Source organism: Streptomyces sp. NPDC032745 (genome assembly GCF_055579465.1).
Window position 1 is genome coordinate 321,538 of sequence record NZ_JBVING010000004.1, and the last position, 26,689, is coordinate 348,226.

At 71.3% G+C, this 26,689-nt stretch carries 24 protein-coding genes, 1 tRNA gene and 1 pseudogene; 9 read left to right on the forward strand and 17 right to left on the reverse strand.

What is annotated here, in order from left to right:
• Positions 1-13: 13 nt before the first annotated feature.
• Positions 14-1,030 (reverse strand): methyltransferase domain-containing protein, encoded by a 1,017-nt coding sequence (locus ACZ5WG_RS12735; RefSeq protein WP_468722709.1) that lies wholly within the window; start codon positions 1,028-1,030, stop codon positions 14-16.
• A gap of 138 nt (positions 1,031-1,168) precedes the next feature.
• Here ACZ5WG_RS12735 and ACZ5WG_RS12740 point away from each other — a divergent pair, with 138 nt between their 5' ends.
• Positions 1,169-1,573, forward strand: a complete 405-nt coding sequence (locus ACZ5WG_RS12740) for a globin (RefSeq protein ID WP_266629170.1) — start codon at positions 1,169-1,171, stop codon at positions 1,571-1,573.
• Between the two features lie 69 nt (positions 1,574-1,642).
• Here ACZ5WG_RS12740 and ACZ5WG_RS12745 read toward each other — a convergent pair whose 3' ends face one another.
• From ACZ5WG_RS12745 to ACZ5WG_RS12785, 9 genes are all read right to left on the reverse strand, one after another.
• A complete protein-coding gene (locus ACZ5WG_RS12745) occupies positions 1,643-2,362 on the reverse strand; it encodes a DUF8010 domain-containing protein (RefSeq protein ID WP_468722711.1) in 720 nt (239 codons plus the stop codon).
• Positions 2,359-2,835, reverse strand: coding sequence for an acyl-CoA thioesterase (locus ACZ5WG_RS12750; protein ID WP_468722712.1), 477 nt, complete (start codon positions 2,833-2,835; stop codon positions 2,359-2,361). The genes ACZ5WG_RS12745 and ACZ5WG_RS12750 overlap by 4 nt, the downstream gene beginning before the upstream one ends.
• Before the next feature lie 10 nt (positions 2,836-2,845).
• Positions 2,846-4,510, reverse strand: a complete 1,665-nt coding sequence (gene ettA, locus ACZ5WG_RS12755) for an energy-dependent translational throttle protein EttA (RefSeq protein WP_468722714.1) — start codon at positions 4,508-4,510, stop codon at positions 2,846-2,848.
• A gap of 280 nt (positions 4,511-4,790) precedes the next feature.
• A complete protein-coding gene (locus tag ACZ5WG_RS12760; protein ID WP_468722716.1) occupies positions 4,791-5,177 on the reverse strand; it encodes a barstar family protein in 387 nt (128 codons plus the stop codon).
• Positions 5,178-5,305: 128 nt separating this feature from the next.
• Positions 5,306-6,790, reverse strand: a complete 1,485-nt coding sequence (locus tag ACZ5WG_RS12765) for a phosphatase PAP2 family protein (protein ID WP_468722718.1) — start codon at positions 6,788-6,790, stop codon at positions 5,306-5,308.
• Between the two features lie 289 nt (positions 6,791-7,079).
• The gene (locus ACZ5WG_RS12770) at positions 7,080-8,258 is read right to left on the reverse strand and encodes a thioester domain-containing protein (protein ID WP_468722720.1); all 1,179 of its coding nucleotides are present in this window, start codon (positions 8,256-8,258) and stop codon (positions 7,080-7,082) included.
• 167 nt (positions 8,259-8,425) lie between these two features.
• Positions 8,426-8,833 carry a single-stranded DNA-binding protein gene (locus tag ACZ5WG_RS12775; RefSeq protein WP_468722722.1) on the reverse strand — a complete coding sequence of 136 codons (408 nt, stop codon included), beginning with the start codon at positions 8,831-8,833 and terminating at the stop codon, positions 8,426-8,428.
• Between the two features lie 164 nt (positions 8,834-8,997).
• Positions 8,998-10,860, reverse strand: coding sequence for a GTPase (locus ACZ5WG_RS12780; protein WP_468722723.1), 1,863 nt, complete (start codon positions 10,858-10,860; stop codon positions 8,998-9,000).
• Positions 10,861-10,864: 4 nt separating this feature from the next.
• Complete coding sequence (locus ACZ5WG_RS12785; RefSeq protein WP_468723041.1) at positions 10,865-12,478, reverse strand: ATP-binding protein; 1,614 nt, start codon at positions 12,476-12,478, stop codon at positions 10,865-10,867.
• Positions 12,479-12,810: 332 nt separating this feature from the next.
• Here ACZ5WG_RS12785 and ACZ5WG_RS12790 point away from each other — a divergent pair.
• Positions 12,811-12,883: transfer RNA gene (locus ACZ5WG_RS12790), tRNA-Arg, on the forward strand.
• Between the two features lie 500 nt (positions 12,884-13,383).
• Here ACZ5WG_RS12790 and ACZ5WG_RS12795 read toward each other — a convergent pair.
• Positions 13,384-13,524: a hypothetical protein gene (locus tag ACZ5WG_RS12795; RefSeq protein ID WP_468722725.1), complete on the reverse strand. Its 141-nt coding sequence runs from the start codon at positions 13,522-13,524 to the stop codon at positions 13,384-13,386.
• A gap of 330 nt (positions 13,525-13,854) precedes the next feature.
• On the opposite strand from ACZ5WG_RS12795, the gene ACZ5WG_RS12800 reads away from it, so the two are divergent.
• Positions 13,855-14,319, forward strand: coding sequence for a cytidine/deoxycytidylate deaminase family protein (locus ACZ5WG_RS12800; RefSeq protein ID WP_468723042.1), 465 nt, complete (start codon positions 13,855-13,857; stop codon positions 14,317-14,319).
• A gap of 348 nt (positions 14,320-14,667) precedes the next feature.
• Here the strand turns inward: ACZ5WG_RS12800 and ACZ5WG_RS12805 are convergent, their stop codons facing one another.
• Positions 14,668-17,586 (reverse strand): NACHT domain-containing protein, encoded by a 2,919-nt coding sequence (locus tag ACZ5WG_RS12805; protein WP_468722727.1) that lies wholly within the window; start codon positions 17,584-17,586, stop codon positions 14,668-14,670.
• A 678-nt stretch (positions 17,587-18,264) separates the two neighbouring features.
• Here ACZ5WG_RS12805 and ACZ5WG_RS12810 point away from each other — a divergent pair.
• Positions 18,265-19,026, forward strand: coding sequence for a class I SAM-dependent methyltransferase (locus ACZ5WG_RS12810; protein ID WP_468722728.1), 762 nt, complete (start codon positions 18,265-18,267; stop codon positions 19,024-19,026).
• Here ACZ5WG_RS12810 and ACZ5WG_RS12815 read toward each other — a convergent pair.
• Together ACZ5WG_RS12815 and ACZ5WG_RS12820 are read right to left on the reverse strand one after the other, a co-directional pair.
• Positions 19,002-19,620: pseudogene (locus ACZ5WG_RS12815) on the reverse strand (phosphate ABC transporter ATP-binding protein). The gene ACZ5WG_RS12810 and the pseudogene ACZ5WG_RS12815 overlap by 25 nt on opposite strands.
• A 78-nt stretch (positions 19,621-19,698) precedes the next feature.
• Positions 19,699-20,172 carry a phospholipase gene (locus ACZ5WG_RS12820; RefSeq protein WP_468722729.1) on the reverse strand — a complete coding sequence of 158 codons (474 nt, stop codon included), beginning with the start codon at positions 20,170-20,172 and terminating at the stop codon, positions 19,699-19,701.
• A gap of 364 nt (positions 20,173-20,536) precedes the next feature.
• Here ACZ5WG_RS12820 and ACZ5WG_RS12825 point away from each other — a divergent pair, with 364 nt between their 5' ends.
• On the forward strand, positions 20,537-21,061 hold the full coding sequence (locus tag ACZ5WG_RS12825) for a hypothetical protein (RefSeq protein WP_468722731.1): 525 nt from the start codon (positions 20,537-20,539) through the stop codon (positions 21,059-21,061).
• 22 nt (positions 21,062-21,083) lie between these two features.
• On the opposite strand, the gene ACZ5WG_RS12830 is transcribed toward ACZ5WG_RS12825, so the two are convergent.
• Positions 21,084-21,878, reverse strand: a complete 795-nt coding sequence (locus ACZ5WG_RS12830; RefSeq protein ID WP_468722732.1) for an alpha/beta fold hydrolase — start codon at positions 21,876-21,878, stop codon at positions 21,084-21,086.
• Positions 21,879-21,966: 88 nt separating this feature from the next.
• On the opposite strand from ACZ5WG_RS12830, the gene ACZ5WG_RS12835 reads away from it, so the two are divergent.
• Positions 21,967-22,665: a 4'-phosphopantetheinyl transferase family protein gene (locus tag ACZ5WG_RS12835; RefSeq protein ID WP_468722734.1), complete on the forward strand. Its 699-nt coding sequence runs from the start codon at positions 21,967-21,969 to the stop codon at positions 22,663-22,665.
• An 80-nt stretch (positions 22,666-22,745) separates the two neighbouring features.
• On the opposite strand, the gene ACZ5WG_RS12840 is transcribed toward ACZ5WG_RS12835, so the two are convergent.
• Together ACZ5WG_RS12840 and ACZ5WG_RS12845 are read right to left on the reverse strand one after the other, a co-directional pair.
• Positions 22,746-23,012: a cytidine/deoxycytidylate deaminase family protein gene (locus tag ACZ5WG_RS12840; protein WP_468723044.1), complete on the reverse strand. Its 267-nt coding sequence runs from the start codon at positions 23,010-23,012 to the stop codon at positions 22,746-22,748.
• Between the two features lie 87 nt (positions 23,013-23,099).
• Positions 23,100-23,222 carry a hypothetical protein gene (locus ACZ5WG_RS12845; protein WP_468722735.1) on the reverse strand — a complete coding sequence of 41 codons (123 nt, stop codon included), beginning with the start codon at positions 23,220-23,222 and terminating at the stop codon, positions 23,100-23,102.
• Between the two features lie 21 nt (positions 23,223-23,243).
• Here ACZ5WG_RS12845 and ACZ5WG_RS12850 point away from each other — a divergent pair, with 21 nt between their 5' ends.
• The 3 genes from ACZ5WG_RS12850 to ACZ5WG_RS12860 all read left to right on the forward strand — a co-directional run bounded on the left by ACZ5WG_RS12850 (position 23,244) and on the right by ACZ5WG_RS12860 (position 26,555).
• On the forward strand, positions 23,244-23,657 hold the full coding sequence (locus ACZ5WG_RS12850) for a GNAT family N-acetyltransferase (protein ID WP_468722737.1): 414 nt from the start codon (positions 23,244-23,246) through the stop codon (positions 23,655-23,657).
• 188 nt (positions 23,658-23,845) lie between these two features.
• The gene (locus ACZ5WG_RS12855) at positions 23,846-25,033 is read left to right on the forward strand and encodes a S8 family peptidase (RefSeq protein WP_468722738.1); all 1,188 of its coding nucleotides are present in this window, start codon (positions 23,846-23,848) and stop codon (positions 25,031-25,033) included.
• A 229-nt stretch (positions 25,034-25,262) separates the two neighbouring features.
• On the forward strand, positions 25,263-26,555 hold the full coding sequence (locus ACZ5WG_RS12860) for a hypothetical protein (protein ID WP_468722740.1): 1,293 nt from the start codon (positions 25,263-25,265) through the stop codon (positions 26,553-26,555).
• Positions 26,556-26,689 lie beyond the last annotated feature (134 nt).

The window sequence follows — 26,689 nt, forward strand, 5'->3', positions numbered from 1 at the left end:
CCGGGCTGCTGCACTACTCCCCCAGAGGCCATACGTACGGGCCCTGGGGGTCGTCGAGCCAGCACCACTGGCCCTCCGTGCCGACCGTCACCCCGAACCGCTCGCGGCCCGGCCTGCCCTCGCCGCGCCACAGGTCCAGGGCCTCGCGCGGGTGCAGCGCGCCCGCCGTCAGCACGAGCATGAACTGGAAGCGCTCGTTCTCCACCAGCTCGTACGGGAGCCCGTACGGCAGCCCGGGCGCGGTCGGCGAGGCCTCGGCCCCGCGCAGCGGGACGAAGTACGCCGGGATGTGCAGGAAGTGGCCCTCCGCGAGGTCGGCGTCCCGGACGGTGAGCGCGATCAGCCCCGTCGACAGCGGAGCCAGGATCCGCGCCCCGGGCCGGCACTGGCCGAGCCAGGCGTGCGGGATCAGCGGCAGCGTGCACGTCACCAGGATCCGGTCGAACGGGGCCCGGGAGGGACAGCCGCGCGCCCCGTCCCCGGTGACCACGGTCGGCCGGTAGCCGAGCTGGGCCAGGTGCGCCCGCGCGGACTCGGTGATCTCCTCGTCCAGGTCCACCGTGGTGACGTGCTCGTCGCCGAGCCGGTGGCAGAGCAGCGCGGCGTTGTAGCCGGTGCCGGCGCCGATCTCCAGCACGTCGTCCCCGTCGCGGACGTCCAGCGCCTGCAGCATCTTCGCCATCAGGGACGGCTGGCTGCTGGAGGAGACCAGTTCGCCGTCGCGCAGCCGGGTGGCGAGCGGGCCGTCCGTGTAGACCCCGCGCAGCCAGCGGGCGCGGTGGGCCGGGTCCGGGTCCTCGCCCCACAGCCGCTCGTGGCCGGCGCCGCGGCCGGTGAAGAAGTACGGGACGAAGACGTGCCGGGGCACCGCCGCGAAGGCCGAGCGCCAGGCGGGGTCCTGCAGCACTCCGGCAGCGGTCAGCTCCCGCACCTGCGCGGCGTGGGCGGCGTCCCGCAGGTCCCGCGTCTCGGCGTGGGCGACGGGCGCGGCGTGCGCGGGGCGGGCGGAGTGTGCGGCGTGTGCACCCATGGCTCCACTGTCCTGCGGCCGGGCCCGGGAGGCGAGCGGTGGCCCCGGGAGCGTGGGCCGCCGTGGGAGCCCGGGGCCGCGGGAGCCGGGGGTCCTAAGTCCCCGGTCCTCCGTCCGGGCGTCTGAGACGATGGTCGGGTGAATGAGATTCCGCGGGGCACGCTTCAGGAGCAGACGTTTTACGAGCAGGTGGGCGGCGAGGAGACGTTCCGCCGCCTGGTGCGGCGCTTCTACCAGGGGGTCGCGGAGGACCCGCTGCTGCGCCCGATGTACCCGGAGGAGGACCTCGGCCCCGCCGAGGAGCGGTTCGCCCTGTTCCTGATGCAGTACTGGGGCGGCCCGAACACGTACAGCGAGAACCGCGGCCACCCGCGCCTGCGGATGCGGCACGCCCCGTTCCAGGTGGACGCGGCCGCCCACGACGCGTGGCTGGGGCACATGCGCGTGGCGGTGGACGAGCTGGGCCTGGCGCCTGAGCACGAGGCGCAGCTGTGGCGGTACCTGACGTACGCCGCCGCATCGATGATCAACACCGCGGGCTAGTCCGTAAAAGAGCCCGTACGAGCGCCCGTACGCGGCACGCGGAACCCCGGGCGGAGGGCGCGCCGAGGGCTAGACCGGCCGGACCTGGAGGGCGCCCAGGCCGCCGTTTCCGCCGGGGCGGCGCATCGCGATCGAACCGTACGGGGTGCGCAGCCGGAGCCAGCCGCCCGAGGCGAGCAGGGCCACCGGCTCGGGGGCACCGGGTGCGGGGGCGCCGCTCGGCACGGCCGACCGGATCGGCCGCAGGAAGCCCAGGGACTGCGCGGCGTGCACGGCGCGCAGCGGGAGCTCGGTGTCGCCCAGCGTCCGGGACCAGAGCTCACGGCCGATGCGGTCCCGCTCGGACCGGGTCCGGTGCTGCGGGGGCAGGGCCTCGTCACGGGCCCGGAACTCGGCGACGGAGGCCGCCACGGCGGCCCGTATCTCCGCGGGGCCGGGCAGCCCGGGCAGCTGCCGCCAGCCGCCCCGGGGCGGGAGCACCCCGGTCCAGGGCGGGCCGGTGACCGGCCCGGGCACGGCGGTGCTCGCGGTGGCCTCGTCGACGGATTCCAGCAGCTCGCCGGCGGACACCGTCACGTCCAGCGGCCGGGAGACGGGTACGGCGAGGCGCACCGTGCGGATGGCCAGCACCTCGAAGGACGCCGGCCGTCCGAAGACGGCGAGCGCGCCGCCGCCCGCCTGCGCTTGCAGGCGGACCGCGGCGGCGCGGTCGTAGTGCACCAGCCGGCCCAGGAAGGCGGCGAGGTCCGCCGCCTCCCCGGAGTCGGCGAAGCGCAGCAGCTCGGTCATGCCGCCAAGCGCCCTTCGGCGGCCTTGGCCCTGCCGGCCGGCTTGGCCGGCTCGTCGAGGTACTTCTCGAGGAAGTGCCTCTCCTCGGCCGTGATGCGGCGGGGCCGCCCCTCGGCGAGGTTGTACGGCACGACCACGGTCTCGGCGCGCACGTACACCGTCTCCGGTGCGTCCTCGGTCGCCTCGTCCTTGACCTCGTAGCGGATGGTCAGGGACGCGGCGCCGATCCGGGTCACCCAGGACTCGATGAGGACGGGCTCGTGACGGTGGACGAGGGGCAGCTTGTAGTCGATCTCGTGGCGGGCCACGACGGAGCCGCCCGTGAAGGACTCGCTGCCCTCCCCCGGCGCGAGGCGGAACATGAAGTCGATCCGCGCCTCCTCCAGGTAACGGAGGAAGACGACGTTGTTGACGTGCCCGAAGGCATCCATGTCCGCCCAGCGCAGGGGGCACCGGTAGTGGTGTCTGGCCATGTTGTCGGCCTCAGCCTCGCGTGAGCTTCTTGTAGGTGGCACGGTGCGGACGGGCCGCGTCCGGGCCGAGACGCTCGATCTTGTTCTTCTCGTACGACTCGAAGTTGCCCTCGAACCAGTACCACTTGGACTCGCCCTCGTACGCCAGGATGTGCGTGGCGACCCGGTCGAGGAACCAGCGGTCGTGGGAGATGACCACGGCCGCGCCGGGGAACTCCAGCAGCGCGTTCTCGAGCGAGGACAGGGTCTCGACGTCGAGGTCGTTGGTGGGCTCGTCGAGGAGCAGCAGGTTGCCGCCCTCCTTGAGCGTCAGCGCCAGGTTGAGGCGGTTGCGCTCACCACCGGACAGGACGCCGGCCGGCTTCTGCTGGTCCGGGCCCTTGAAGCCGAAGGCGCTGACGTACGCGCGGGAGGGCATCTCGACCTGGCCGACGTTGATGTAGTCCAGCTCGTCCGACACGACCGCCCAGAGGGTCTTCTTGGGGTCGATGTTGGCGCGGGACTGGTCGACGTAGCTGATCTTGACGGTGTCGCCGACCTTGACGGAGCCGGAGTCCGGCGCCTCCAGGCCCTGGATCATCTTGAAGAGCGTGGTCTTGCCGGCGCCGTTCGGGCCGATGATGCCGACGATGCCGTTGCGCGGCAGCGTGAACGACAGGTCGTCGATGAGGACCTTGTCACCGAACGCCTTGGAGAGGTTGTTGACCTCGACCACGATCGAGCCCAGACGCGGGCCCGGCGGGATCTGGATCTCCTCGAAGTCCAGCTTCCGCATCTTGTCCGCCTCGGCCGCCATCTCCTCGTAGCGGGCGAGACGGGCCTTGGACTTGGTCTGGCGGCCCTTGGCGTTGGAGCGGACCCACTCCAGCTCTTCCTTGAGGCGCTTCTGGCGCTTCTCGTCCTTGCGGCCCTCGACCTTGAGGCGGGCGGCCTTCTTCTCCAGGTAGGTGGAGTAGTTGCCCTCGTAGGGGTGCGCGCGGCCGCGGTCGAGCTCGAGGATCCACTCGGCGACGTTGTTCAGGAAGTAGCGGTCGTGGGTGACGGCGACGACCGCACCCGCGTACTTCGAGAGGTGCTGCTCCAGCCAGTTCACCGACTCGGCGTCGAGGTGGTTGGTGGGCTCGTCGAGGAGGAGCAGGTCCGGGGCCTCGATCAGCAGCTTGCAGAGCGCCACGCGGCGCTTCTCGCCACCGGAGAGGGTGGTGACCGCCCAGTCGCCGGGCGGGCAGCCCAGGGCGTCCATGGCCTGCTCCAGCTGGGCGTCCAGGTCCCACGCGTTGGCGTGGTCCAGGTCCTCCTGGAGCTTGCCCATCTCGTCCATGAGGGCGTCGGTGTAGTCGGTCGCCATGAGCTCGGCGACCTCGTTGAAGCGCTTGAGCTTCTTCATGATGTCGGCGGCGCCGTCCTGGACGTTCTCCAGGACCGTCTTCGACTCGTCGAGCTTGGGCTCCTGCATGAGGATGCCGACGCTGAAGCCGGGCGACAGGAACGCGTCACCGTTGGACGGCTGCTCGAGGCCAGCCATGATCTTCAGAACGGTGGACTTACCGGCACCGTTCGGGCCGACCACACCGATCTTCGCGCCGGGCAGGAAGTTCAAGGAGACGTCATCAAGAATCACCTTGTCGCCGTGCGCCTTGCGCGTCTTGCGCATGGTGTAGATGAACTCAGCCAAGAGAAACCGTCCGGCAGATCGATGGGTGGGCAGATACACCCCATCTTGCCAGTCGTCTACACCTACGGGCGAATGGGTAGGTCAGGCCGCCGTGACCAGGCTGTTTCCGACGGGACACCGGAGCGGAACGGTCACCGTCGGTGGCCACTGGTCACCCTTGCCGGCCCTCCCACGGCCCTCCCCCGTCCCCCGGACGGCCCGCGGACAGCCCGCGGACGGCCCGCGGACGGCCCCCGGACGGGCACGAAGCGGCCACGTCGACGCGTCTGGGACGGGCGGGTCAGCGCAGGCGGAGGGCGCCGGGGACCTGCCCTTCGAAGATCTCCGTCAGGAAGTCGAACAGCGTGGGGCCGCGGCCTGCGCGCGCCCGTGTCAGCTCGCCGGCGACGCGCTCGCGGTTGGTGGGATGACAGCGCAGGAGCACTCCTTCGAGGTAGCGCACGGTCTCGGGGTGACCGAGTGCCCGCCGGGACGCCTCGTGGTCGCGCCACTCGATCACGAAGTCGCCGTCGTCAGGGGTTCCGAAGCCGCCCCGGAGACAGTCGTTGAGGGAGTCCAGGTTCCGCCCGAAATACCCCCCGGGCCCGTTGACGGCTTCCCCCATCAGCATCCAGAAGTCCTCGAGCCCCCCGATCCGGCGGCCGTCGAGCACGTAGATCGTCGTCACGTCGCTGAGCCTAAGGGCTGCGCAGGCGCCGGGACGCGGGGAGGCGGAGCCGCGGGGAGGCGGAGCCGCGGGGAGGCGGAGCCGCGGGGAGGCGGAGCCGCGGGGAGGCGGAGCCGCGGGGGACTCCCTCAGCGGGGGCGGTAGACCGTCAGGGCGTTCGGGAGGGCGTCGAGGACCAGCGCGGCGGGGGCGTGGGCGTACTCCCCGTCGTACGCCAGCGGGGTGCCGGCGGGGATCTCCGCAAGACGCAGGCTGCGCAGGCGGGTGGCCGTGTGGACGGGGGAACGGCTCAGCGGGCCCGCGAGAGCTGCGGCGAGCAGGCGAGGGCCGGGGCGGCCGCCGCCGTGCACGAGGCGGACGTCGAGCAGGCCCTCGCCGAGGCTGTCGCGGCGACGGGGGGCCGGGCCGGTGCCGTGGTAGGTGCCGTTGCCCGCGAAGAGCAGCCAGACGCTCCGGGGCCGCCCGGCCAGCCGGAACCGTACGGGGCGCTCCGCACGCAGCACCTTCCAGGCGGCCAGGAGCGCGGCGGGCCCGCCGCCGATCCGCGGCGCCCAGTGCAGACGGTGGCGCAGCAGCTCCGGGTACGCGCCGATGCTGAAGGTGTTCAGGAAGTGGCCGGAGCGGCCGTCCTCGGGGTCGGGGCCCGGGGTGAAGCGGCCCACCGCGGCGTGGACCGCCTGCCCGGCGGCGAGGGCGCGGCAGGTGTCCTCGGCTCCGGCGAGGCCGAGGTCCAGGGCGAAGTGGTTGAGCGTGCCGCCGGGGAACACCGCGAGCGGCACCCCGGCCCGCAGTGCGGCGGTGGCGGCCGCGTTGACCGTGCCGTCGCCGCCACACACCCCGAGCACGGTGGCCCGGGCGGCCGCCGCCGCCAGTTCCACGGACAGCTCCGGGCCCTCGCACTCGACGACCTCGGCCTTGGGCAGCCGGGCGCGCAGGACGTCGAGCCCGGCAGCGGCGGCAGTGCCCGACCCGGTGTTGACCACCACCGTGAGCCCGGCCCCGTCCGGCAGCGCGGGCGCCTCGGTGGCCGTCCGCTCGTCGCCCGGGACGACCCGCGCCTCCTCGACGCCGCGCGCGAGGCGGCGTACGGCCAGGCCCGCGGCCACGCCCAGCGCCGCCCCCGCGACCACGTCGGACGGGTAGTGGACCCCCGTGTACACGCGGGAGAACGCCACCGACACGGCCACCGGGGCCAGCACGGCGCCCCAGCCGGGCGCCTCCAGCGCGAGCCCGGTGGTGAACGCGAACGCGGACGCCGAGTGCCCGGACGGGAACGAGGTGGTCGTCGGCTGCGTCACGAGCCTCCGCACCTCGGGCACCCCCTCCAGCAGCGGCCGGGACCGGCGTACGGACCATTTGCCGACGGTGTTGACGGTCGCCGAGGCCAGCGCCAGCGAGGCGGCTCCGCGCAGCGCCGCCTTACGGGCCCCGGCCGAGCCGAGGACGGCGATCGCCGCGGCGGCCCCGCCCCACAGCAACCCGTGGTTCGCGGCCCGCCCGAGTCTCGGCAGCACCCGGTCGGCCGCGGGCCAGTGCCGGCGGGCCACCCCGTCGAACAGCATCCGGTCCCACCGCGCGGCGGTGCCCCGCCAGGTCAGCTCGTGATCGGCCATTGACTGCGCCTACCCGGAACCTCCGCCCCGGAACCAGCGCGTCCGCCAACCGGCCCTCCGCGAGCACCCGCACTCCGCGCGCCCCGCGCCACCCGACGGGCAGCATGCCGCTCTCCCGGGGACTCCTCCCGACGCCCGTCCCGCCGCCAGGACACCGGAGCCACCCCGTGGGCAACATGCCGCTGCCTCTGGCCTCGCCACGGGCGTCCCGGCGCCGGGACGCCGGAGCCGTCCCACGGCCGGCACGCCGCTGCCCCCGGACCCGTGCCCGGGGCATGCGGATGCGCTCCTACGCCTGGTCCTCCTCGTCCAGTGGGCGCTTGCGGAGCAGGAGGACCACCAGGCCGCCCAGTACCACCAGACCCACCGCCAGGGAGGCGATGACCGGGGTGGCGGCGGAGCTGCCGCTGGTGGCGAGCCGCTCCTCGTCCGGGGTGGATTCCGACGAAACCGCGGCCGCCGCCGCAGCCGCAGCCGAGGCCTGCGTCACGGCGGGACCGTCGCCGGTCGTGCCGGCCTCGGCCACCACGGGCTGCGGCCAGACCGCGTTCGCCGAGGCCGCCGCCGCGGACTCGCTGGAGCCCGCCACGATCTGCGCCTGGGCCGGCACCCCGCTGGTGAAGACCCGCCCGACCGGCACCTTGGTGGAGCCCTGGACGGTGACCGAGGCCGCGCCGTCCGGTGTGCCCGCCGGCACCTCGAAGTACAGCCGGCTCCCGTTGGCCGCGGTGGTGAGCGGTCGCCCCTCGGCGTCCACCACCCGCACCCCCATGGCCACGGCCGCCGCGTCCGGGGTGACCGTCACGCTCTGCGCCCCGGTCCGCACGGTGACCGGCCCGAGGTGGGTGCCCACGGGACCCGACACGTTCTCCGGGTCCAGCCCCAGCGAGGCCGGCGGCTCCGGGAGCTTGCCCGCCGACCGCTGGAGGTAGTCGGCCAGCTTCTCGGCCGCCGGGTCGGTGGCCTCCACCTGCGCCCCGTCCGCGAGCCGCCAGATCGCGACCTGGGTCCCGGCGGCCGCGCTCTCCGCGGTCAGGGCTCCGGCCCCGGCCGCCTTGGCCAGGCCGGCGAGGTCGTTCAGCTGCGGATAGGAGTGCTCGAGGACCCAGCGGATCCGGCCCGCCTCCCCGTTCCCGGCGAGCAGGGTGCCGCTCCAGCCGCTCTCCGTGTACCGGGCCTGCGGCTGGGCGTTGCCCGCCACGCCGACCCCGTAGGTCTGGAGCATCCCGCCGCCGTCGACCCGCATCTCGTACAGCCCGGCCGGGATCTGCCGGACCGAACCGTCCTTCGCGTGCAGGACCGCCTGCCCGTACGTCTTCAGCCCGTCCAGCACGGCGCTCGCGCCCTCCGGTGTCCGGGGCGCAGGCGTCCCGGAGTCGGCGGCCGCCCGGGCGGCCGGGGCGGCGGCCAGGGCCGCGGCCAGCAGCGCAGCCGCCAACGGCCGCCGCGCGGAAGCCCGTACGGCCATCGCCGCAGCCGCAGCCGCAGGTCTCGCGGAAGCGACAGCAGCAGAGCGCGGAGAAGGAACGGAATCAGGAGTGGAGGATGCGGGAACGCCAATCGACACAGTCTTCCCCTTCGGGCCGATGACCCAGGTGCCCGTGAGTACCGGGGAATCCTAACCGCCTCGAACATTCAGACCACCGCCGCCTTCTGAGTGGCCATCAGTGGGGGATCCGCCTTGACGACCCGCCGGAATGCCGCCGTCCCCCGGTTCAGGTCGTGGCCGACGGCGGTCGCGTCGATCTCCGCCGAGAACCACCGGTTGCCCTCCCCGTCGGGCGGATCTTCCCGTACGCGCAGCCGCCCGTGCACCACCAGCGGCTCGCCCACCGCGACGGAACCGGCCAGGTTCACCGCGAGCGTGCGCCGCGCCCACACGGTGTAGAAGCTGGTGGTCCCGTCCGCCCAGGCGTCCTTGCGCCGGTCGAAGTACCGCGGCGTCACGGCGAACCTGAACCGCGCGGACGGCCCGTTCACCGTCTCCTTGTAATCGATCTGCGTGGCCACATGACCGATCAGCGTCACCGTGGTGTCGTTCATCCCGGTAGCCCTCCCCCGCATCCGTACCCGCACGGACCATCCGCACGACCCGCACGGACCTTCCGCACGACCTGCACAGACCATCCGCACGACCCGCACGGACCCTCCGCACGAGGTACGAACCATGCTGGCGCGGCCCCCCGATTCCCGCTCCGGCCTGTGGACTACTGGCGGGTTGTGGACAACTTCGTCCCCCCTGCGGCCACCGTCGCGTACTGCTCGCGCACCTCCCGGTAGCGCAGCAGCTCCGCCGCAACCGGCTCCAGCACCCGGGCCCGCCCGCAGCCGGCCGCAGCCTGCCGCAGCCGCCGCTCCGCGTCCTGCCCGTACCGCCGCGCCGGGCCCCGGGCCGCGATCGAGCAGGTCCACTCCACCAGCGGTCCGCCGACGATGCCCGCCACCATCAGCAGCACCGGCGGCATCAGGCGCGGCTCCAGGACCCCGGCGATCTGCCCGACCAGCCACAGCCCGCCGTAGATCTGCAGCAGCGTCATCGCCGCCTGCGCCAGCACCGCCGCCGGCCACCACGCCGGCCGCGGCGGCCTGGCGCTCGGCACCGTGACCGCCGACCCCAGCGTCACCGCGATCTCGTCCAGCGACTCCGGGAGCTGTTCGGCGCCGCGCACCGCGGTCTCCCGTACCGCCTGGGCCCAGGCGTCGGGCAGCCCGTCGGCCGCCGCGTCGGCGACCGTCCGTACGGCCTGTTCCACCCGCTGGCGCGCGGTCACCTCCTCCTCGACCGGCGTTTGCGCGGTCGCGGGCCCCCGGCCGCCGATCGCCGCCAGCGCGGCCAGTCCGGCCAGCGTGCGCGGGGCGCGCCGGCTCTCGTACCACCGCCACAGCCGCAGCCACGGGGTGCCGCACGCCTTGCCGGCATTGCGCCGCCAGGCCCGCTCGGCGGCCAGCCCGGCCGCGTACGCCCCGACCGCCTCCGCGAGCCGGTCCTCGAACTCGGCGCGCGCCGCCTCCCCGATCTCCGGCCCCGGATGGCCGTCGGCCACGTACAGCGGGCGCAGCCGCATGGCGGCCCGGTCGACATCGGCGGAGATCCGCCGGGTCGCGGCGCCCTTCTCCTGGGTGAACTGTGCGAGGAGGTCGCGGAGTTCCCCGACGCCCTCGCCGGTCAGCGCCGACAGCCCGAGGACGGTGGCGCCGGGCTCGTCGTGCTCGCCGAGGGCGATGCCGTCGTCGTCCAACAGCCGCCTCAGGTCGTCCAGTACGAGGTCCGCCGACTCGCCGGGCAGCCGGTCCACCTGGTTCAGCACGACGAACGTCACCTCGGCGTGCCCGGCCAGCGGCCGCAGGTACCGCTCGTGCAGCACCGCGTCGGCGTACTTCTCCGGGTCGACCACCCACACCACCGCGTCGACCAGGGCGAGCACTCGGTCCACGTGGTCGCGGTGGGCGCCGACCGCCGAGTCCAGGTCCGGCAGGTCCACGAGGACCATCCCGCGCAGCGCCCCGGTCTCCGAGGTCTCGCGCGGCCGGCGGCGCAGCCTGCCCGGGATCTCGAGGCGGTCGAGCAGCCCCGCCGCGCCGTCCGACCAGCTGCACGCGATCGGCGCGGCGGTCGTCGGCCTGCGCAGCCCCGTCTCGGAAATCTGCACTCCGGCGAGTGAATTGAAGAGCGTGGACTTGCCGCTTCCGGTGGCTCCGGCGATCGCGACGACCGTGTGCTGCGGCGACAGCCCGCGCCGCGCGGCCGCCTCGTCGAGCACCCGGCCGGCCTCGGCGAGGGTCTTTCCGTCGAGCCGGGTCCGTGAGAGGCCGACCAGCTGGCGCAGCGCCTCGAGGCGGGTGCGCAGCGCCTGTCCCTCGGCGCTGAGCGGCGGCGAGGGCGCCTTGCCCCCGTCGCTTCCGGCGCCGGAGACGGCACGGATGAGCGCGTCGTCGCGCTCGTCCCCGTCCCCGTCCCCGTCGTCGTCGAGGCCGACGTCGAGGTCGACGTCGATCCCGCCGACGCGGCGCGAGCGTGCGATGAATCCGTCGTCCCAGCGGTCGTCGGTGCGGTCGGTCAAGGCGGTCACCGCGTCACCTCTCCTTCTGCAGTAGGGACAGCGCGGCGATCAGCTCGGCCTGCGGTTCCGGCGTCATTTCGAGTGCCTCCAGCGGAGCCAGCCGACGGTCGCGTTCGGCGCGCAGCACCTGCTCCAGGTGCTGCGCGACCAGTTCGCCGCCCCGGTCGCGCAGCCGTACTGCGGCCTGTACGCCGATCCGCTCGGCGAGCTTCTCCCCGGCGGGCCGGGCCCGTTTGCCGCCGAGGAGGGCCGCGACCAGCAGGGCGGCGACCCCGTCGGGGTCGGGCGCGGGCTGCTTGTCGAGCCGGGCGACCTCGTCCTCGGCAAGTTCCTCCAGTACGCGCCGCCAGTGCCGTACGGCCAGGCCGATACGTTCCGCCGCCTCCCGGTCGGGCCCTGGCAGCTGCACCGCCCCGGCGGCCGGCTCGCGCCGCCATGCCTGGGCGATCCGTTCGTCGGCGGCGGCCACCGCGCACTGGAGCAGTGCGGCGAGCGACTCGGCGAGCGAGTCGAGCAGTTCGTCGGCGCTGGTGTCGAGGGGATAGCCGCGCCACCGGGTCAGTGCGTCCCCGGCCAGTACGGCGCCCTGGTCGAGCCGGTTGCGGACCCGCTTCCCCTCCCTCCTGTACGCGTCCTCCACGGCCGAGGTCAGCCGTACGGAGGCGGCGTACTGGGCGGCGACGGCGGAGGCCAGCTCCGGCATCCGGCGCCCGAGGGAGTCCAGCGCGCCGAGCGCGGTGCGCCCGACGGCGTACTGCCGGGCGGCCGGGTCCTGCGCGTGGTGGGCGAGCCACGCGAAGAGCGGTGCGACGGCGCTGGCGGGCAGCAGCCCGCCCCCTCCGGCCGATTCGGGCAGCTCGGGCACCGTGAACCGGGGTACGTCGCCCAGCCCGGCCCGGGTGAGCAGGGCCCCGTACTGCCGCGAGACCTCGGCGAGCACCTGGTGCGGGACCCGGTCGAGGACGATGCCCAGGGTCGCCTTGTACTGCTTGGCGGTGCGCAGCAGGTGCCAGGGCACGGCGTCGGCGTACCGCGAGGCGGTGGTCACCATGACCCAGACGTCGGCGGCGCAGATGAGCTCGGCGGCGAGTGTCCGGTTCTCGACGACGAGGGAGTCGATGTCGGGGGCGTCGAGGATGGCGAGCCCGCGGGGGAGGCCGGCGACGGTCTCGATCCGCAGCTCGCGGGTGGCGGCGGTGTTCCCGAATCCGCGCGGGAAGCCGCGGTGGGGGGCGGGGAGCGGGTCGTCCTCGCCGGGCGGCGCCCAGACCCGCATCAGGTCGGGGAGCACCCGCATCCCGGCGAACCAGTGATGGTCATCCGGATGGCAGACGAGTACGGGGATGCGGGTGGTGGGGCGCAGTACGCCGGCCTCACTCACCTGGCGTCCCACGAGGGAGTTGACGAGAGTGGACTTACCGGCCCCGGTGGACCCGCCGACGACGGCGAGCAGCGGCGCCTCGGGCGCCTTCAGCCGGGGTACGAGGTAGTCGTCGAGCTGCGCGAGCAGCTCGGCTCTGGTCTGGCGGGCGCGCGGGGCGCCGGGCAGGGGCAGCGGCAGACGCACGGACGCGACCCGGTCGCGCAGGGCGGACAGGGCATCGAGCAGCTGAGGCCGAACATCCAAGGTCACCACATGCGAAGAATGCCCAATTTAGGACCATTTTTGAAGCTTATACGCCCTCTGCGCGCCGAGCGCGACTCCAGCGGGACCTTTTGGACACAGCGGACGAGTGGGGCGCAGGCATAACGAGTACACAACACCAGGGGCGCCGCGGCGCAAAAGCGGTGCGAGAATCGCACCTGCCTGCGATTATCGGGACCGCTTCACCGAACCTCCACATCGTGGCACGCGGGTGAAGCAACCGGGACAAGGCGGCCGGAGCCCTATCCTTGACCCGGTCCGGACGACAGTCCCACCCCCACCCCGGGGCTCCAGGCCACCACGGCCACCTTCCGGCCCCCGTAGCTCAGTGGATAGAGCAGGTGCCTTCTAAGCACTTGGCCGCAGGTTCGAGTCCTGCCGGGGGCACTCTCCACGTCCCACCCTCAGGCCCTCCTCTCGGAGGGCCTTTCTGCTGGTCACAGGCACCCCAGCGTCTCGCCGACAGCACTGCCGCAAGCCCCGGAACCCCCTGCCCGGAGTCCGGGGCCGTCCGGCTGTCACCGGGTTCTTGCGGGTGGCCACGGAGAATGCGCGGTGAAGTTCTCCGCGGCCCTCAGCCGCCCTCCGGCACTTCGGGGAGGTCTCCCCCGCTCTCGATCCGGTGCTTGAGATCGGCGAGTTGTCCACTGACGCACCATGCATAAACGGCCGGCAGGACCGCGACGCTGTTACCCGCCCGTCGGCCACCTGCGCCGGCGGCACGCCGTCGTTCAGCCAATTAGTCGGACAGGTATGGCGCAAGTCGTGCACCCGCTTCCCGAGGGGCGACGCCACTTCCTCCGGCGTCAGCACCTGTCTGCGCGCCGTCGTCCACGCCCGGCGGATGACCGAGCCGGCGAGGGTACCCCCGCTCTCGCCCTGGAAGATCACCAGTGCTTGCCGACCTCGGGCCGTGCCGTCTGGATGTGGAGTTCACCCCATTGGTCGCCGTCCGCTTCCTCCGGCAGCCGGCCGTCCGTCACCCGCGTGGCGACGGTCTCCTCCGGCCGGGGCGCCGCGTAGTACATGGTGGCGAAGAAGGCATGCAGCCGGGGCCCGCGGCCGCCGGCGGACCCACGCGGGCAACTGGGCTGCTTGCCCCTTCCCGACGAGGGACCGCTTGTCGACGGCGGCCGATGCCTTCGGGGCCGTCCCTCGGCCCTTCGGCAAGGGGTTGCTCCTCAGCACGTCGCGCTTGACGGCGCACTCCATGGCCACGTTCAGAATCCGGCGTGTCCGCTCGACGGAACTCGCTGCGGTCGCGGAGCCGTCCAACCGCTTGTCCAGGGCGTTTGGCACACGCTCCACCGCGTGGGGGCCCTCCCAAGCCCCCATGATGGGCGAGTTCCTGCGGACCCATACCAAGATGGCTCGAGTCTCGGCCTCCGCGACCTCCCTCCGGCCCATCCTCGGTCGGCGCCATCATCGTGGCCGCCGAAGCCGAGGAACTCGCCCACGGCTACTCCCGCGAGACGGATGCTCACGTCCACGCCGAGGAGTCGGCCCTGGCCAAGCTCCCGGTGGACGACCCGCGCCTCTCCGAGGCCACGATCTACAGCACCTTGGAGCCCTGCGCCGAGCGCAAGTCCCGCCCCCTCACCTGCACTCAGCTGATCCTCCGCTCCCCGATCCGCCGCGTGGTCATCGCCTGGCGCGAGCCGAGCCTCCCGGTGGCTGATTGTGTCGGCGTCGAATCACTCCGAGAGGCTGGGACCTACGTCCTGAAAGTCCCGGGCTTAAGGTCCCATAATCCCCGGCGGGCGCACGACGACAGCTACGGCACCTCGCCGTGTTGCCGGAACGCCCGGATACGCCCACTATGAGGACGCTCCTCCGTCTTGCGATGCACCGCATCTGACGCCGCGCGCCGATCCACCGGGGATTACGAGACAGCCCGTAGCTGAAACAGCCCGCCGGGGTGAACGCTCACCTATTTGAGTGAGACAAACTGCCGTCTCATTTGACACCGAGGCTGGCCAGCGGGAGCCAGGACAGGGCGAGCCCTGGGCAGTCGTACCAGATACGCCGGGTGGATCCGCCCGAGCTCACAGAACTAGGCATCCACTCAACCATGCGCCTACGCGTCGAACACTCGATGGACACGTCTCGGAGCGTGCCTTCAAGACGTGGGCTGACACAGGTGGTTCTCATGCCAGGGATCACGGCGGCAATCAGTCGACAGCACGTGTCAGGATCGCGGTTCCACGGCACCACTTCCCGAACCATGTCGGAAGCTGAAGTTCCTCAATAGTCCTACTCAACTCTGCCCGCGTGAAAGGGCGGCTTCGGCTACGCAGATCCACACCGGCCATCCGGGCTTCATCGCGGGTAGCGGCAGCGCGAGCAAACCACTCAAGCCCGTGAACTCCCTGAACTACTTCATGGAAAGCGTGCAGGCTCGGCGAGCTGGACTCGTACAGAGCACATGCCAACCAGAGCAGCAACCTGCGCAGCTCTCCGTCCGAGTCGATGTCCCTCAGTTGATCGGGGGACATTTCCTTCAAAAACTTCGAAATATCCTCAAACGACTCCGCAAGGCCGTAAGGGTTGTCGATACGCCACTTACTCAAATCTTGACGCTTCGCCCAGTCGAGAACACTAAAATCTACATTTTCACGCAACCATACTTTTTGCAGCAGCTCGACGGAAAGCGGGCCGAGCCGGCACTGGCCGAACACAACCAGGTGAGTAAGCCAACCAGGGAGGTGCCGCAGGTGCAATGTTTCGACATCGGCGATACCGATTAGGAGAAGGAAAGCCTGGACCGCGGTATCCCTTGGCGGCTCTTCCGCGTAGAGGCGGGACGCCAAATCGGCCATCTGGAGGGCCCAGCCTTCGTCGAAATAGCCACTCTCTGACGAAACGGCAAAACGAGCCCATCGCGCAAGGACCGCACGGGCCGGCTCTGAGGCGCCCACCTCAATCCCATCCACAAGTAGACCGTAGAGACGGTTTCGCGGGTCCCGGTAAAGGTCGAATAGTTCAGCAGAGGAAGCTACCGTATCATCGATCGGCGTCCGCTCCCAGAAATCAAAAAGAGCACCAAAGATCGCATCCGTCGTGCGCTTAGGAAGAGGTGCCGCATTGAGAATCCTCAGGCTCAGCGAGACATATTTGCTGGCCGTAGCTTTTCCGAGAGAGCGGGTCTTTTCCAAAAGACCCGCGACGATGGCTTCAGCGCCTCTATCGTGCTTGTCGTCCGCACACTGAATGATCACGTCAGCTAGCACCGAGCTCGAATCACGCTCGTACGCTTTCACCACCTCTTCGACCAGAAGATCCATCGAAGCTGCCCTACGCACGATCTCTTCTGCGGAGAAATACTCCATAAACGTGCGGTGCGTGAACCCGAAGAGCCGCTCCCCACGGTCCGTCGTTCCTTGCGAGGTCAGCAGCCACGCCCTGTCCGCACAGAAATCGAGAAATGCCTGGGCCCGGCGAGACCCTTCCTCTTGCTCGACAGATCCGGTGTCCGTGAAGAAATTGGTGATTACCTTCCGCAGCTGCCCTTCCTCGACTCCACCTTGAGCCGACTGGCTTCGGTAAAAGAAGTAGGCAAGGTCCTGCATGAGGCGTGTGCCGTACTGTCGGTGATCCATGGGCTGCTCAATCTGCCTCATGGAGTCCCAGCGCTGAAATAGCAAATCGGCGCAAGACTTGTAAACTTCTCGCCTATTTCGAGGAATGTAGCCCCGGGCGCGGTAAAGGGCACACAGAAGCGAAAGCATGAGCGGATTGGCGCATACATCGTGAATATTCTGCGATTCACGAAGAAATGAATCCCGCTCTGCCTCACTTCTCTCAGTCGCGGCGAACCATTTCTGCACATACTCGGCAACTTGCTCGTCATTGAAGTCATCGAGTTCATATAGAGTGAACTCACTCGTCCGCAGAGGTGCCTTTTGGTAGCCCACACGGCGAGCCGTGACCAGGATGGGGGCTAGCGGGTACCGGATCGCGAACTGTTCGATGGCTTTAACGAAAGCCGTCCGCCTGCTGATATCGATAATTTCATCGATGCCGTCGAAAACCACCAAGGCGCGCCCCAGCGTAAGAACGTCGCCAAGGGTTGAATTTTCAATCTCAAGCTGTAGGTTTTCACGCAGCGATCGAGTAATTGCGTCGAGGATGTACTTACTTGAATCCGCTGCCGCGAATTCTCTGCATTGAACCAGAAGGGGGGCGAAGTCGCTCCCGTCTGCCGAGGTCGACGAGCTCACCTTGTGAATCAAGTGCTGGACCATGGTGCTCTTGCCGACGCCTGGGTTACCAATTACCACGCAGCGAGGTCGGTTGAGCGGCCTCGCCAAGAACTCGTCCGTGTGCAGTTCGCTGGAATTATGCCTACGCAGGCTTCGCGTAACATAGAGAACCCCGCTATCAAAGCGGAAAGACTCCTGAGTGTGCCCAAGCGTGTGGGCTAGATTAACCTCTGAGTAGTAGCCGGCAGACGCTGTGCGGATGTCATAGAGGCTGTGCCGTGCGGCCTCAAACCGCCGTCGATCGCCTGCGATATCCGCCAGTTCCCTGAAGGCCACATTGGCCGGCTGCATCCGGCCCTCGATTAGCGAAGTAGTGCCCACGTAAGACGACAGACGTTTTTGCTCGTCTGCCGTCACAAAGGAAGACAACTGATCAAGCGGAAAGACTTGCTCAAGAGACTCTGTAAGTAGCGCCCACAGCACATCGGCAAGATCTGACCAGTTGTAGTTTCGCTCACTGCAATGAATATGGACCAGCGAACAGAAGGCGTCTTCGAACCCCTCAGTGACTGCCGAAAATGCCCCCTCTACCCTGCTGCCAAATTTTCCGATCAGAAGAAATTGGGTTAGGGCTACACATTCAGGCGACTCCATGAACTCGACGATCTGAGCTACCTGATCCTGCGCGAGAATCGTTGCCGTCTCACCGCTGGCAGGGTCCTTGAGGATGAGGCCACCTCTATGGTCCACCTCCTCGTCCCATTCTGGGAAAGTGGAGGGAACTTTAGAGGGCTCGTTGGTCGCTGCACCTCCCGTGAGCGACTTGAACGATTTCTGCACCACACCGCCAGCAAGTCGCCCGGCGAGCCCGGCCAACATCGGTTCCATGATTTCTCCTGTGCGCAGCACTGAAAATCTGACACTAGCCCCCCCAGCCCAGATGCCAGCAAGGAATCAATGAATGCACCTTTTGTGAGATCTGTCCGATTGTTACATTTTGCGCTCAGGGGGGGTTGCGGCCGTTGGTGTGAGTCGCACAGTTCGGCAGGCCGCTGAGCCAACTCCCATGGCTGTGCCGTGTGCCAAGAAGGGTCTGGCTGCACTGGCCGGAGATGAGTTTGCGCATCCGAAGGCAGCAGGCACTCCCATCGCAGCCAGCGGACACCGCGGGCCGACACGGAAGGGGGCCGTCATCCTCAGTCGCACCGAAACATGCGCGTCCGGTGAATACGTGGGACGCCGAACAGCCAACAGCAGGGTTCGCTGGCCAAAGTGCACGTCAAGGACGCTTCCGGTGCGGACGAGGCTGGTCTCTTCAAGTACTTGGCCGCAGATTCGAGTCCTGCGGGGGCACTCTCCCTCTCCCTACCTGACCGGCGGACATATTGGTCAGCTTCCCCTCTGGCCGGGAGGGGCGCCTTGGTGCGTCCGGTTCCGCGCGGACGGCCTCTTGGTCGCAACGACGAGATCCTGCACGTCGGCGACCGGATACCGCCGAGGCCCGCGAACTGCCATGGCCACAGGGTGGTCTGGTGCGGGAAGGGGGTGGTGCGGGAGGGTGGGTGGGTGACGGGCGGAGACGGGGAGCGGGCGCGGTCGTTCGGGGTGGCGGCCGGGCGGTACGGGGAGTATCGGCCGTCGTATCCCGACGCGCTGCTGGACGTCCTGGAGGAGCTCTCCGGGGTTGCGGTCAGCGGGGCTCGGGTTGGCGATGTGGGCGCCGGGACCGGGATCGCCACCGGGTTGCTGCATGCCCGGGGGGCGCGCGTTGTCGGGGTCGAGCCGGAGGTGGGGATGGCCGCGGAGTTCCGGCGGCGTCACCCGCGCGTTCCGCTCGTACGGGGGGACGGGGATCGGCTGCCGTTTGCGTCCGGGTCCCTCGATCTTCTTACGTACGCGCAGTCCTGGCACTGGACCGACCCGGCCCGGTCCGGCCCGGAAGCCCTGCGCGTGCTGCGGCCCGGCGGGGCGCTGGCCGTCTGGTCGAACGACCCGGACGTCGGCGTCGAGTGGATCGCCGGCCAGCAGGCGCGGATCGAGGAGAGGTTCGGCCCCGGTTGGTACGTCAACGAACATCCCCGGTCGCAGAGCGGCCTGGAGTTCACCACCCGGCTGCTGCGCTGGTCCCGCCGGATCCCCGTCGATGTCCACCTCGCCAAGCTGGGGACGCATTCACTCTTCCTGATCGGACGGCCCGGGACCGACGAGTTCCTGGCCGAGGAGAGGGAGCACCTGCTCCGGCTGTTCCCCGAAGGGTCGGTTCCGGAGCATTACGTCGTCGACCTGCGGGTTGCGCGCGTGGGTCAGCCGAAGCGGCCCTGGACGTAGTCCGACGTGCGGGGATCCGTCGGGGTGGAGAACATCGCCTCCGTGGGGCCGTGTTCGACGATGTGGCCCGGGGTGCCCTGTTCCGCGAGGAAGAAGGCGCACTGGTCGGAGACGCGGGCCGCCTGCTGCATGTTGTGCGTGACGATCACGATGGTGACCTCCTCGGCCAGCTCCCGGATCGTCTCCTCGATGCGGCGCGTGGAGGTCGGGTCCAGCGCCGAACAGGGCTCGTCCATCAGCAGGATCTGCGGGCGGACCGCCAGGGAGCGGGCGATGCACAGGCGCTGCTGCTGGCCGCCCGAGAGGGCGCCGCCCGGCTGGCGGAGGCGGTCCCGGACCTCCTTCCACAGGCCCGCCTTCGTGAGGCATTCCTCCACCAGGTCGTCCTTGGTTCCGCTGCCGGTGCGGATTCCCGTGAACCTCGCCGTCCAGGAGGACCTCCCCGGCCGGTTCGGCGCCCGGGATCAGCTCGTGCATCCGGTTCAGGATGCCCAGGAACGTCGACTTGCCGCAGCCCGAGGGGCCGATCAGCGCCGTCACGCGGCCGCCGGGCATGGTCAGCGAGACCCGGCTGAGGACCTTGCGGGAGCGCAGAACCCGGCCGGCCCCGCCCGGCGGGGGTGCGGGGCGGGGCCGGAGATCAAGGGGCGACAGGGTTGATCACGAGACGGCTCAGGCGGCGGGCGCGTCCTGCGGGGAGACGCCGAAGGCCTTGACGGCCTGGTAGTAGGTCCACGCGGTGCTGTCGCAGGAGCCCTTCTTCACACCCGAGTACGCCGAGCAGACCCGCTTCAGGTCCGCGTACAGGGCATCGTCCACCCGGGACTTGTTGGCCGGAAATGCACCTGCGGCCTTGTAGTTGCGGTAGCCGAAGTCGTGGCGGGCGCAGGACGTCTGGAAGGGGAACCCGAACGGGTTGTCCGGCGAGGTCGAGCAGTAGTCCGTCGACCAGTCGAACCCGTACGCGGCCCACTTGCCCTGGTTGCCGCGCGCTGCGGCCCAGGCGTTGTAGCTGGCGGCGCTGGTCTGCGTCCAACCGCCGAGGACCTGCGGCTTGTCGGCCGGGACCGCCGACGCGGGGGTCGCGACGGCGAGGACGGCGGCCGCGGCCGCCGATACGAGGAGAGGAGCGGGACGACGGCGCATGGCATTCCTCCGGGACGGGAGTGGGGGCCGCCCGGGGTAACCCCCGGTACGGCGTCGGGTTCCACCCTCGGGGCACGTCCTATCGCCGCCCCTTAACGCCGCTATAACGCCGCTCGGCGGGCCCGGGTGTCGGGGTGACGAGGGGTCAGCGGCGTGTCCTGGCCTTCGCCCTGGCCGTGTCCCGGCCGTGTCCTGGCCTTGTTCTGGCCTTGCCCTGGCCTTGCCCTGGCCGTCGGTTGCCTTACAGGAGGCGTCGCTGACCGAGGCAGCTCTCAGGTAGGACGCGGTATCAGACTTCCGGCAGACATCAGGTTCGTCCTGGGGAGGGACGCGCGCGGGAGCGCCGCGGCCGAGACTGGATCACATGAACCGCCGTCCCCTCGTCATCGCCGCCGCCACCGTGGGAGTCGTCGCCACCGCCGCCTTCGCGCTGCCCAATCTCCCGCCCAACCCGTTGACCGACTCCATCAACGACCAGGTCTTCAAGGAGAAGAGCAAGCACTTCGCGACCGTCGCCGACGCGCCCACCCGCGACGGGAAGGCCTTCGCGCTGCCGTCCTGGGTGCCCAAGGACGCCACCGACATACGCATACGCGTGCGCAGCGCCGGCGAGGCCAGGCTGATCCGCTTCACGCTCGGAGCGACCCCGCTGGACGGCCCGCAGTGCACCGCGGGCACGCCGAAGGACCAGGGCGGGCGGAAGCTGAGCGCCAAGTGGTGGCCGCACGGCACCCGGGCCGAGGAGCGGCCCGAGTGCCGGGACTTCTACCAGTACCAGGTCGCGGTGCGCGGCAAGCGGGTCTACGCCTGGACCGACGGGACCCCTTCGCCCGGGGCGCAGACGCAGGACGGCGCTCCGGCGACGGCGCACGCACGCAGCCGCGGCTAGCAGCCGCGGCTAGCAGCCGCGGCTAGTCCTCGCTCCGGCTCCGCTCCTCGTCGCGGGCCAGTGCGGCCGCGGTGGTCCGGGCGAAGGCCTCGGGGTTGTCGAGCATGATGTTGTGCCCGCAGTCCGGAACGGGGACCACGGACACCCCGGCGGCCTCCAGCGCCTCGGCTCCTGCGAGGGGCCCGTCGGCCGCGGGCATCAGGTAGGTGCGCGGGATCTTCAGCTCCAGCAGCAGCTCGCGCATGGTCGGCGTCGTACCGGCCGCGAGGTGTACAGCGGTGCGGTGCAGGGCCGTACGGTCCGCCAGGCGCATGGTGGACCACCAGTGCGCGCCGATCCGGTCGCGCACCTCGGCCCAGCCGCCCGCCAGGAACTCCTCCTCGGTGTAGGAGGCGATCCCGCTGCTGCCGGCGGTGCGCGGGACGACCGGCACCGGGTCCAGATTGGCGTCGACCAGCACCAGCCGGGAGACGAGGCGGGGGTGCCGGTGGGCGAGCACGATGGCCACGGCGCCGCCCATGCTGTGGGCGATCAGCTCGGCGCCGGTCACCCCGGCCGCATCCAGGGCGGCGGCCAGGGTGTCGGCATGCGCCTCGAGGGTGTACGGGAAACCCTCGGGCCGGTCGCTGTGCCCGTGCCCCAACAGGTCGACCAGCAGCGAGCGGCGGCCCGCGAGGAGCGGGTGCACGGCGCTCGCGGCGAAGTAGGCGGGCGACGTCGATCCCAGCCCGTGCACGTACACCCGGGCAGGCTCCTCCCCGGGCAGCTCGACCCAGCGGATCCGGTCATCTTCCGGTGTGACGACGGCACTTCGCATCAAGAGCTCCTTTGATCGGCTGATCAACTGATCGACGAGAGGACGAGACTAACCAGGACGCCTCGAACGTCTGGTCTACCCTCGTCGGGTGAGTACGTACGTGAACCGACTCGGCGAGAACCCACTCCGGACCGGCGAGGTCCCGACGGGGACGGCCGTGCGGGTGTGGTCCCTGGACACGACCCTCGACGTGGTCGGCGGCCACCGGATCGACCAGGCCCCGGCGATGCTGGACGCGAACGAACGGGAGCGGGCCGGGCGGCTGGTGCGGACCGAGGACCGGCACCGGTACCTCGCCTCCCACGTGGGGCTGCGGGTGCTGCTCGGCGGCTACCTCGGGGTGGCCCCGCAGGACGTCGCCCTGGTCCGGGAGGACTGCCCGTGCTGCGACGGCCCGCACGGGCGGCCGGCGGTGGCGGGAGGCGCCGTGCAGTTCTCGCTCTCGCACAGTGACGACCTGGCGTACCTCGCGTTCGCGGGAGTGCCGGTCGGGATCGACGTGGAGGCAACCCCGAGTGCGGCGGCGGTGGCGGACGTCCTGACCAGCCTGCATCCGGCGGAGACGGCGGAGCTCTCCGCGCTGCCCGCGGCGGAGCAGCCGGGGGCGCTGGCCCGCCTGTGGTCGCGCAAGGAGGCCTACTTCAAGGGCACGGGCACCGGCCTGGCCATGGGTCTGGCCGACCCGTACGTCGGCTTGGGCCCCGACCCGGCGCCCGTCCCCGGCTGGCACGTGAGGGACCTACCGGCCCCGCCGGCCTACGCAGCGGCCCTCGCCCTGCGCACCTGACCCGCCCGGCCCGGCCCGGGGGCCCCTCCCGTCCACCGGGATCCCCCGCGCCGCGGCGCGGTCGCGCAGCGGAAACGGCATCAGGAAGTACGGCTCGCACGGGAAGCCGCGACCGAGCGCAACCCCGGCCACAGCGGTGCCAGCCAGGTCTCGACCGCGGGGGACGCGGGCAGCCCCGGGGGCAAGGCGTCGTGGAGGGCCGCCGGCGCCGCCGCCGCGCACATCCCGCACGGCTCCTGCGTGCTCCACAGGGTCGTGCCGCCGAGGTCCCACCCCGTCCGGGCGGCCCCGAGCGCGTTCATCTCGGCGTGGCCGGCGGAGTACCCCGGAGCGGGCCCGTGCCGCAGGCGCCTCCCGGGCCGACGGCCCCTCGGACGGCCCCTCCTCGTACGCCTCGTTGCGGCCCTCGCAGAGCACCGTGCCCGCCGCGTCCGTCAGGACCGCCCCCACCGCCAGACCCCGGCGGCCAGCGCTTCGTACGCCAGCCCGAGCGCCCTGCGCACCGCGTCCGGAGCGGTTCGCCACGCCGTGTGGAAATCAAGGTCGCTGCTCGTCATGCGCCCGTTATCGTGACCGCCATGGACATCCGCCCCGCTCGTACCGTCGCCGAACTCCAGGCCGCGGAGGGGCTCTTCGACGGCCCCGCCCGACTCGACTGGTCCGAGCGGTTCCTCTCCGCGCCGGGACACCTGATGCTCATCGCCTACGTCGACGACATCCCCGCCGGCATGGTCTCCGGGGTCGAGATGAGCCACCCCGACAAGGGCACCGAGATGTGCCTGTACGAGCTCTCCGTCGACGAGGGCTACCGGCGCCGCGGCATCGGCCGCGCCCTGACCGCGGCCCTCGCCGACGAGGCCAAGACCCGCGGCTGCTACGGCATGTGGGTGGGGGTCGACACCGACAACGAGGCCGCCCTCGCCACCTACGCCTCCGCCGGCTCCCGCGACGAGGGCGTCTTCGCCATGCGCGGCTGGCCCCTCGCGGACTAGGCCGTATCGGTTCCGCCTGCCCGGCGGCGCCCGAAAGGGAGGACCGGGGCCGTCGCCGTCGGGGCGTCCGCCGGGCCGCGCCCGGCCGTGATCCGCCGGATGCCGCGTCATCCGTCCGGCGGCGTGTCGTGCGCCCACTCGGCGCACCCTCCGCGCGCCCGGCCCGCACCTCGCCGAGCATCGGCCGCATGACCGCACTCACCGCGCTGCTCCCGGCCGCCGCCCTGCTCGCGGCGGCCACCGCCCTGCCGCCGCACCCCGCACCCGCCGCCGACCGCGCCGAAAGCGCCACCGCCCCGTACGTCGTGGTCCTCAAGGACAAGGCCTCCCGCGCCCCGACCCGCGCCCTGGCCGCCGAGGCCGCGGGCGCCGGGGACCAGGTGGGGGCCGTCTACGACACCGTCCTCAGCGGCTTCGCCGTCCGCACCACCGCCGCCCGCGCCGCCGCCCTCGCCGCCGACCCCCGGGTGGCCTCGGTGGAGCCGGACACCGAGTTCCGCATCAGCGACGCGCAGAGCCCGGCGCCGTGGCCGCTGGACCGGATCGACCAGCGCGATCTCCCGCTCGACGGCTCGTACACGTACGCGACCACCGCGCAGGGCGTCACCGCGTACGTCGTGGACACCGGCATCAACACCGGCCACCAGGAGTTCGGGGGCCGGGCCCGGGCCGGCTACAACGGGGTGTTCCTGGAGAGCGCCGGCGACTGCAACGGCCACGGCACGCACGTCGCGGGCACCCTGGGCGGGGCGACGTACGGGGTCGCGAAGGGGGTCTCCCTCGTCGGCGTCAAGGTCGCCAACTGCAAGGGGTCCGCGACGCTGACCTCCATCCTGGGCGGCCTGGAGTGGATGGTGAAGGACGCCGCCAAGGCCCCCGGCACCCCGGCCGTGGCCAACATGAGCATGGGCGGCACCCGAAGCTACTCCCTGGACGCGGCGGTGACGCGGGCCGTCGCCGCCGGGATCACCTTCACCGTCGCCGCCGGCAACTCCGCCGACAACGCCTGCACCGGCTCCCCCGCCGCCGTCCCCGCGGCGGTCACGGTCGGTGCGGCCGACGCCGCGGACCAGTGGGCCCCGTTCTCCAGTTACGGCAGCTGCGTGGACCTCGCCGCGCCGGGCGTGTCCGTCACCTCGGCCTGGAAGGGATCGACGACCGCCCTCGCCCGTGCCTCCGGCACCTCCATGGCGGCCCCGCACGCGGCGGGCGTCGCCGCGCTGATCCTCGCGGACGGGCTCGCCGCGGGCGGTACGGCGAAGACCCCCGCCGAGGTCTCCGCCGCGCTGGTGCGGGGCGCCGTACCGGACCACCTCACCGGGGTCCCGGCCGGCACCGTCAACCTGCTGCTGCGCGCCCCGGCTGCCGCGGACTGACGGGCCCGCGCGGGCGGCTCGGGCGCCCGCCCTCACCCCACTCATCCCACCCGCACCGCACCCCCGGAGACCCGGCCTGATGGGACATCAATTTCTGTGTGCTTCGGGCGAAAGCAAGTCATTGACTTCTCATCACCGCGACGCGTCAATGTCGGCCACCGCACCGGCTCGGCCTCCCCCACACAGCGGGTGGGGGGAGGGGTTCGTCTGACGAAGGAGTCGCGACCCAGTGAGTACAACGTTCCGACGAAGAGTTCTGGCCGGGGTGGGCGCCCTGTCCCTCGCGCTGACGGGCGGCGTGGTGGGCCTGACCGGCACCGCCCAGGCGGCGACCGTGACCACCCCCGTCTTCGAGAACTGCGACGCCCCGGCTCCGCAGCCGGACGGTTCGGGCAACCAGAACTACACGGTCACGGTGCCCGGCACGGCCAAGGCCGGCGACGTCGTACCGATCACGATCGATCCGGGTGCGAGCCCGCTGATCCCCGGCTTCTCCGTCACGACGGTGAACACCACCAAGATCACCCTCAAGGTGGGGGCGACCACCCAGGTGGTCACCAGCCCGCCCGAGACCGTCAGCGTCGTCGCCGGCACCCCGCTCGACCCGAAGGCATTCTCCGGGACGATCAAGATCCCGGACGGCACCGAGGGCACCACGGTCGACATCAAGCTCGACCTGGCCGTCACCGACGCCGACCTCAGCGGTTCGGTGTTCACCACGACCTGCACCCCGGCGCCCCGGCCGAGCGCCACGCTCGGCTCGGTCGCCGTCGAGGCCCTGCCCAAGGACCCGGTCACCACCAAGCTGACGCCCAACAGCGGCAAGGCCGGCACGGCCGTCGTCGTCAGCGGCGCCAACTTCGCGGCCGGGCCGGTCACCTGCTCCGCCCTCCTCGCGGGCGCGGCCACGGGTGACACCGGCACCGGTACGGCGGACGCGACCGGCGCCGCCACGTGCAACATCACCGTCACCAAGAAGGCCGACGCCCTCAAGATCGACGGCTCGGTCACCCCGTACAAGTCCTTCGTGTACCTGGAGGACCAGGCGGGCGTGAAGAACCCGGTCGACATCGAGGTCCTCCCCGGCCCGCTGGCGCTCGGCCCGAAGGACGGCCAGCCGGCCGTCGCCTTCCCCTCGGTCACCATCAACGGCAAGGCCCAGTCGGTGGTCGGCGTGTTCAACGCCGCGACCGTCCAGGACTTCCGCGGCGGCACGCTCGGCTGGGACGTGACGGCGACCCGTACGCCGTTCCTGAACCAGACGACCGGCCACTCCATGGCGAAGGCGCAGATCGGCATCCAGCCGTCCTGCACCGTGACCAACCCGGACAGCCCGAGCACCTGCACCGCGGGCACGCCCGGCGCGATCTCCGAGACCCCGATGAAGGTGGCCTCGCAGGCCGCCGGCGGGGACGAGCTGACCGGCGGTGAGTTCGCCGTCGGCGGCGCCGGGATGATCCAGCTCCCGCCGTTCATGTTCGCCGACACCTACCAGACGGTCGTCACCTTCTCGATCGCCTGACCCGGCAGGAGCAGTGCACCCAGGGTGGTGGGGGGGGGGGGGGGGGGGGCGGAACCCCCCCCCCCCCCCCCCCCCCCCCCCCCCCCCCCCCCCCCCCCCCCCCCCCCCGACCCCCCCCCCCCCCCCCCTCCCCC

Bases quoted from the DNA above. Each gene is read 5' to 3' on its own strand.
- ACZ5WG_RS12830 (WP_468722732.1), bottom strand. From the start codon at position 21,878: ATGCGAAGTGCCGTCGTCACACCGGAAGATGACCGGATCCGCTGGGTC.
- ACZ5WG_RS12855 (WP_468722738.1), top strand. From the start codon at position 23,846: ATGACCGCACTCACCGCGCTGCTCCCGGCCGCCGCCCTGCTCGCGGCG.
- ACZ5WG_RS12750 (WP_468722712.1), bottom strand. From the start codon at position 2,835: ATGGCCAGACACCACTACCGGTGCCCCCTGCGCTGGGCGGACATGGAT.
- ACZ5WG_RS12805 (WP_468722727.1), bottom strand. From the start codon at position 17,586: ATGGAACCGATGTTGGCCGGGCTCGCCGGGCGACTTGCTGGCGGTGTG.
- ACZ5WG_RS12820 (WP_468722729.1), bottom strand. From the start codon at position 20,172: ATGCGCCGTCGTCCCGCTCCTCTCCTCGTATCGGCGGCCGCGGCCGCC.
- ACZ5WG_RS12795 (WP_468722725.1), bottom strand. From the start codon at position 13,524: ATGTACTACGCGGCGCCCCGGCCGGAGGAGACCGTCGCCACGCGGGTG.
- ACZ5WG_RS12735 (WP_468722709.1), bottom strand. From the start codon at position 1,030: ATGGGTGCACACGCCGCACACTCCGCCCGCCCCGCGCACGCCGCGCCC.
- ACZ5WG_RS12770 (WP_468722720.1), bottom strand. From the start codon at position 8,258: ATGGCCGTACGGGCTTCCGCGCGGCGGCCGTTGGCGGCTGCGCTGCTG.
- ACZ5WG_RS12825 (WP_468722731.1), top strand. From the start codon at position 20,537: ATGAACCGCCGTCCCCTCGTCATCGCCGCCGCCACCGTGGGAGTCGTC.
- ACZ5WG_RS12850 (WP_468722737.1), top strand. From the start codon at position 23,244: ATGGACATCCGCCCCGCTCGTACCGTCGCCGAACTCCAGGCCGCGGAG.
- ACZ5WG_RS12845 (WP_468722735.1), bottom strand. From the start codon at position 23,222: ATGACGAGCAGCGACCTTGATTTCCACACGGCGTGGCGAACCGCTCCG.
- ACZ5WG_RS12745 (WP_468722711.1), bottom strand. From the start codon at position 2,362: ATGACCGAGCTGCTGCGCTTCGCCGACTCCGGGGAGGCGGCGGACCTC.
- ACZ5WG_RS12765 (WP_468722718.1), bottom strand. From the start codon at position 6,790: ATGGCCGATCACGAGCTGACCTGGCGGGGCACCGCCGCGCGGTGGGAC.
- ACZ5WG_RS12775 (WP_468722722.1), bottom strand. From the start codon at position 8,833: ATGAACGACACCACGGTGACGCTGATCGGTCATGTGGCCACGCAGATC.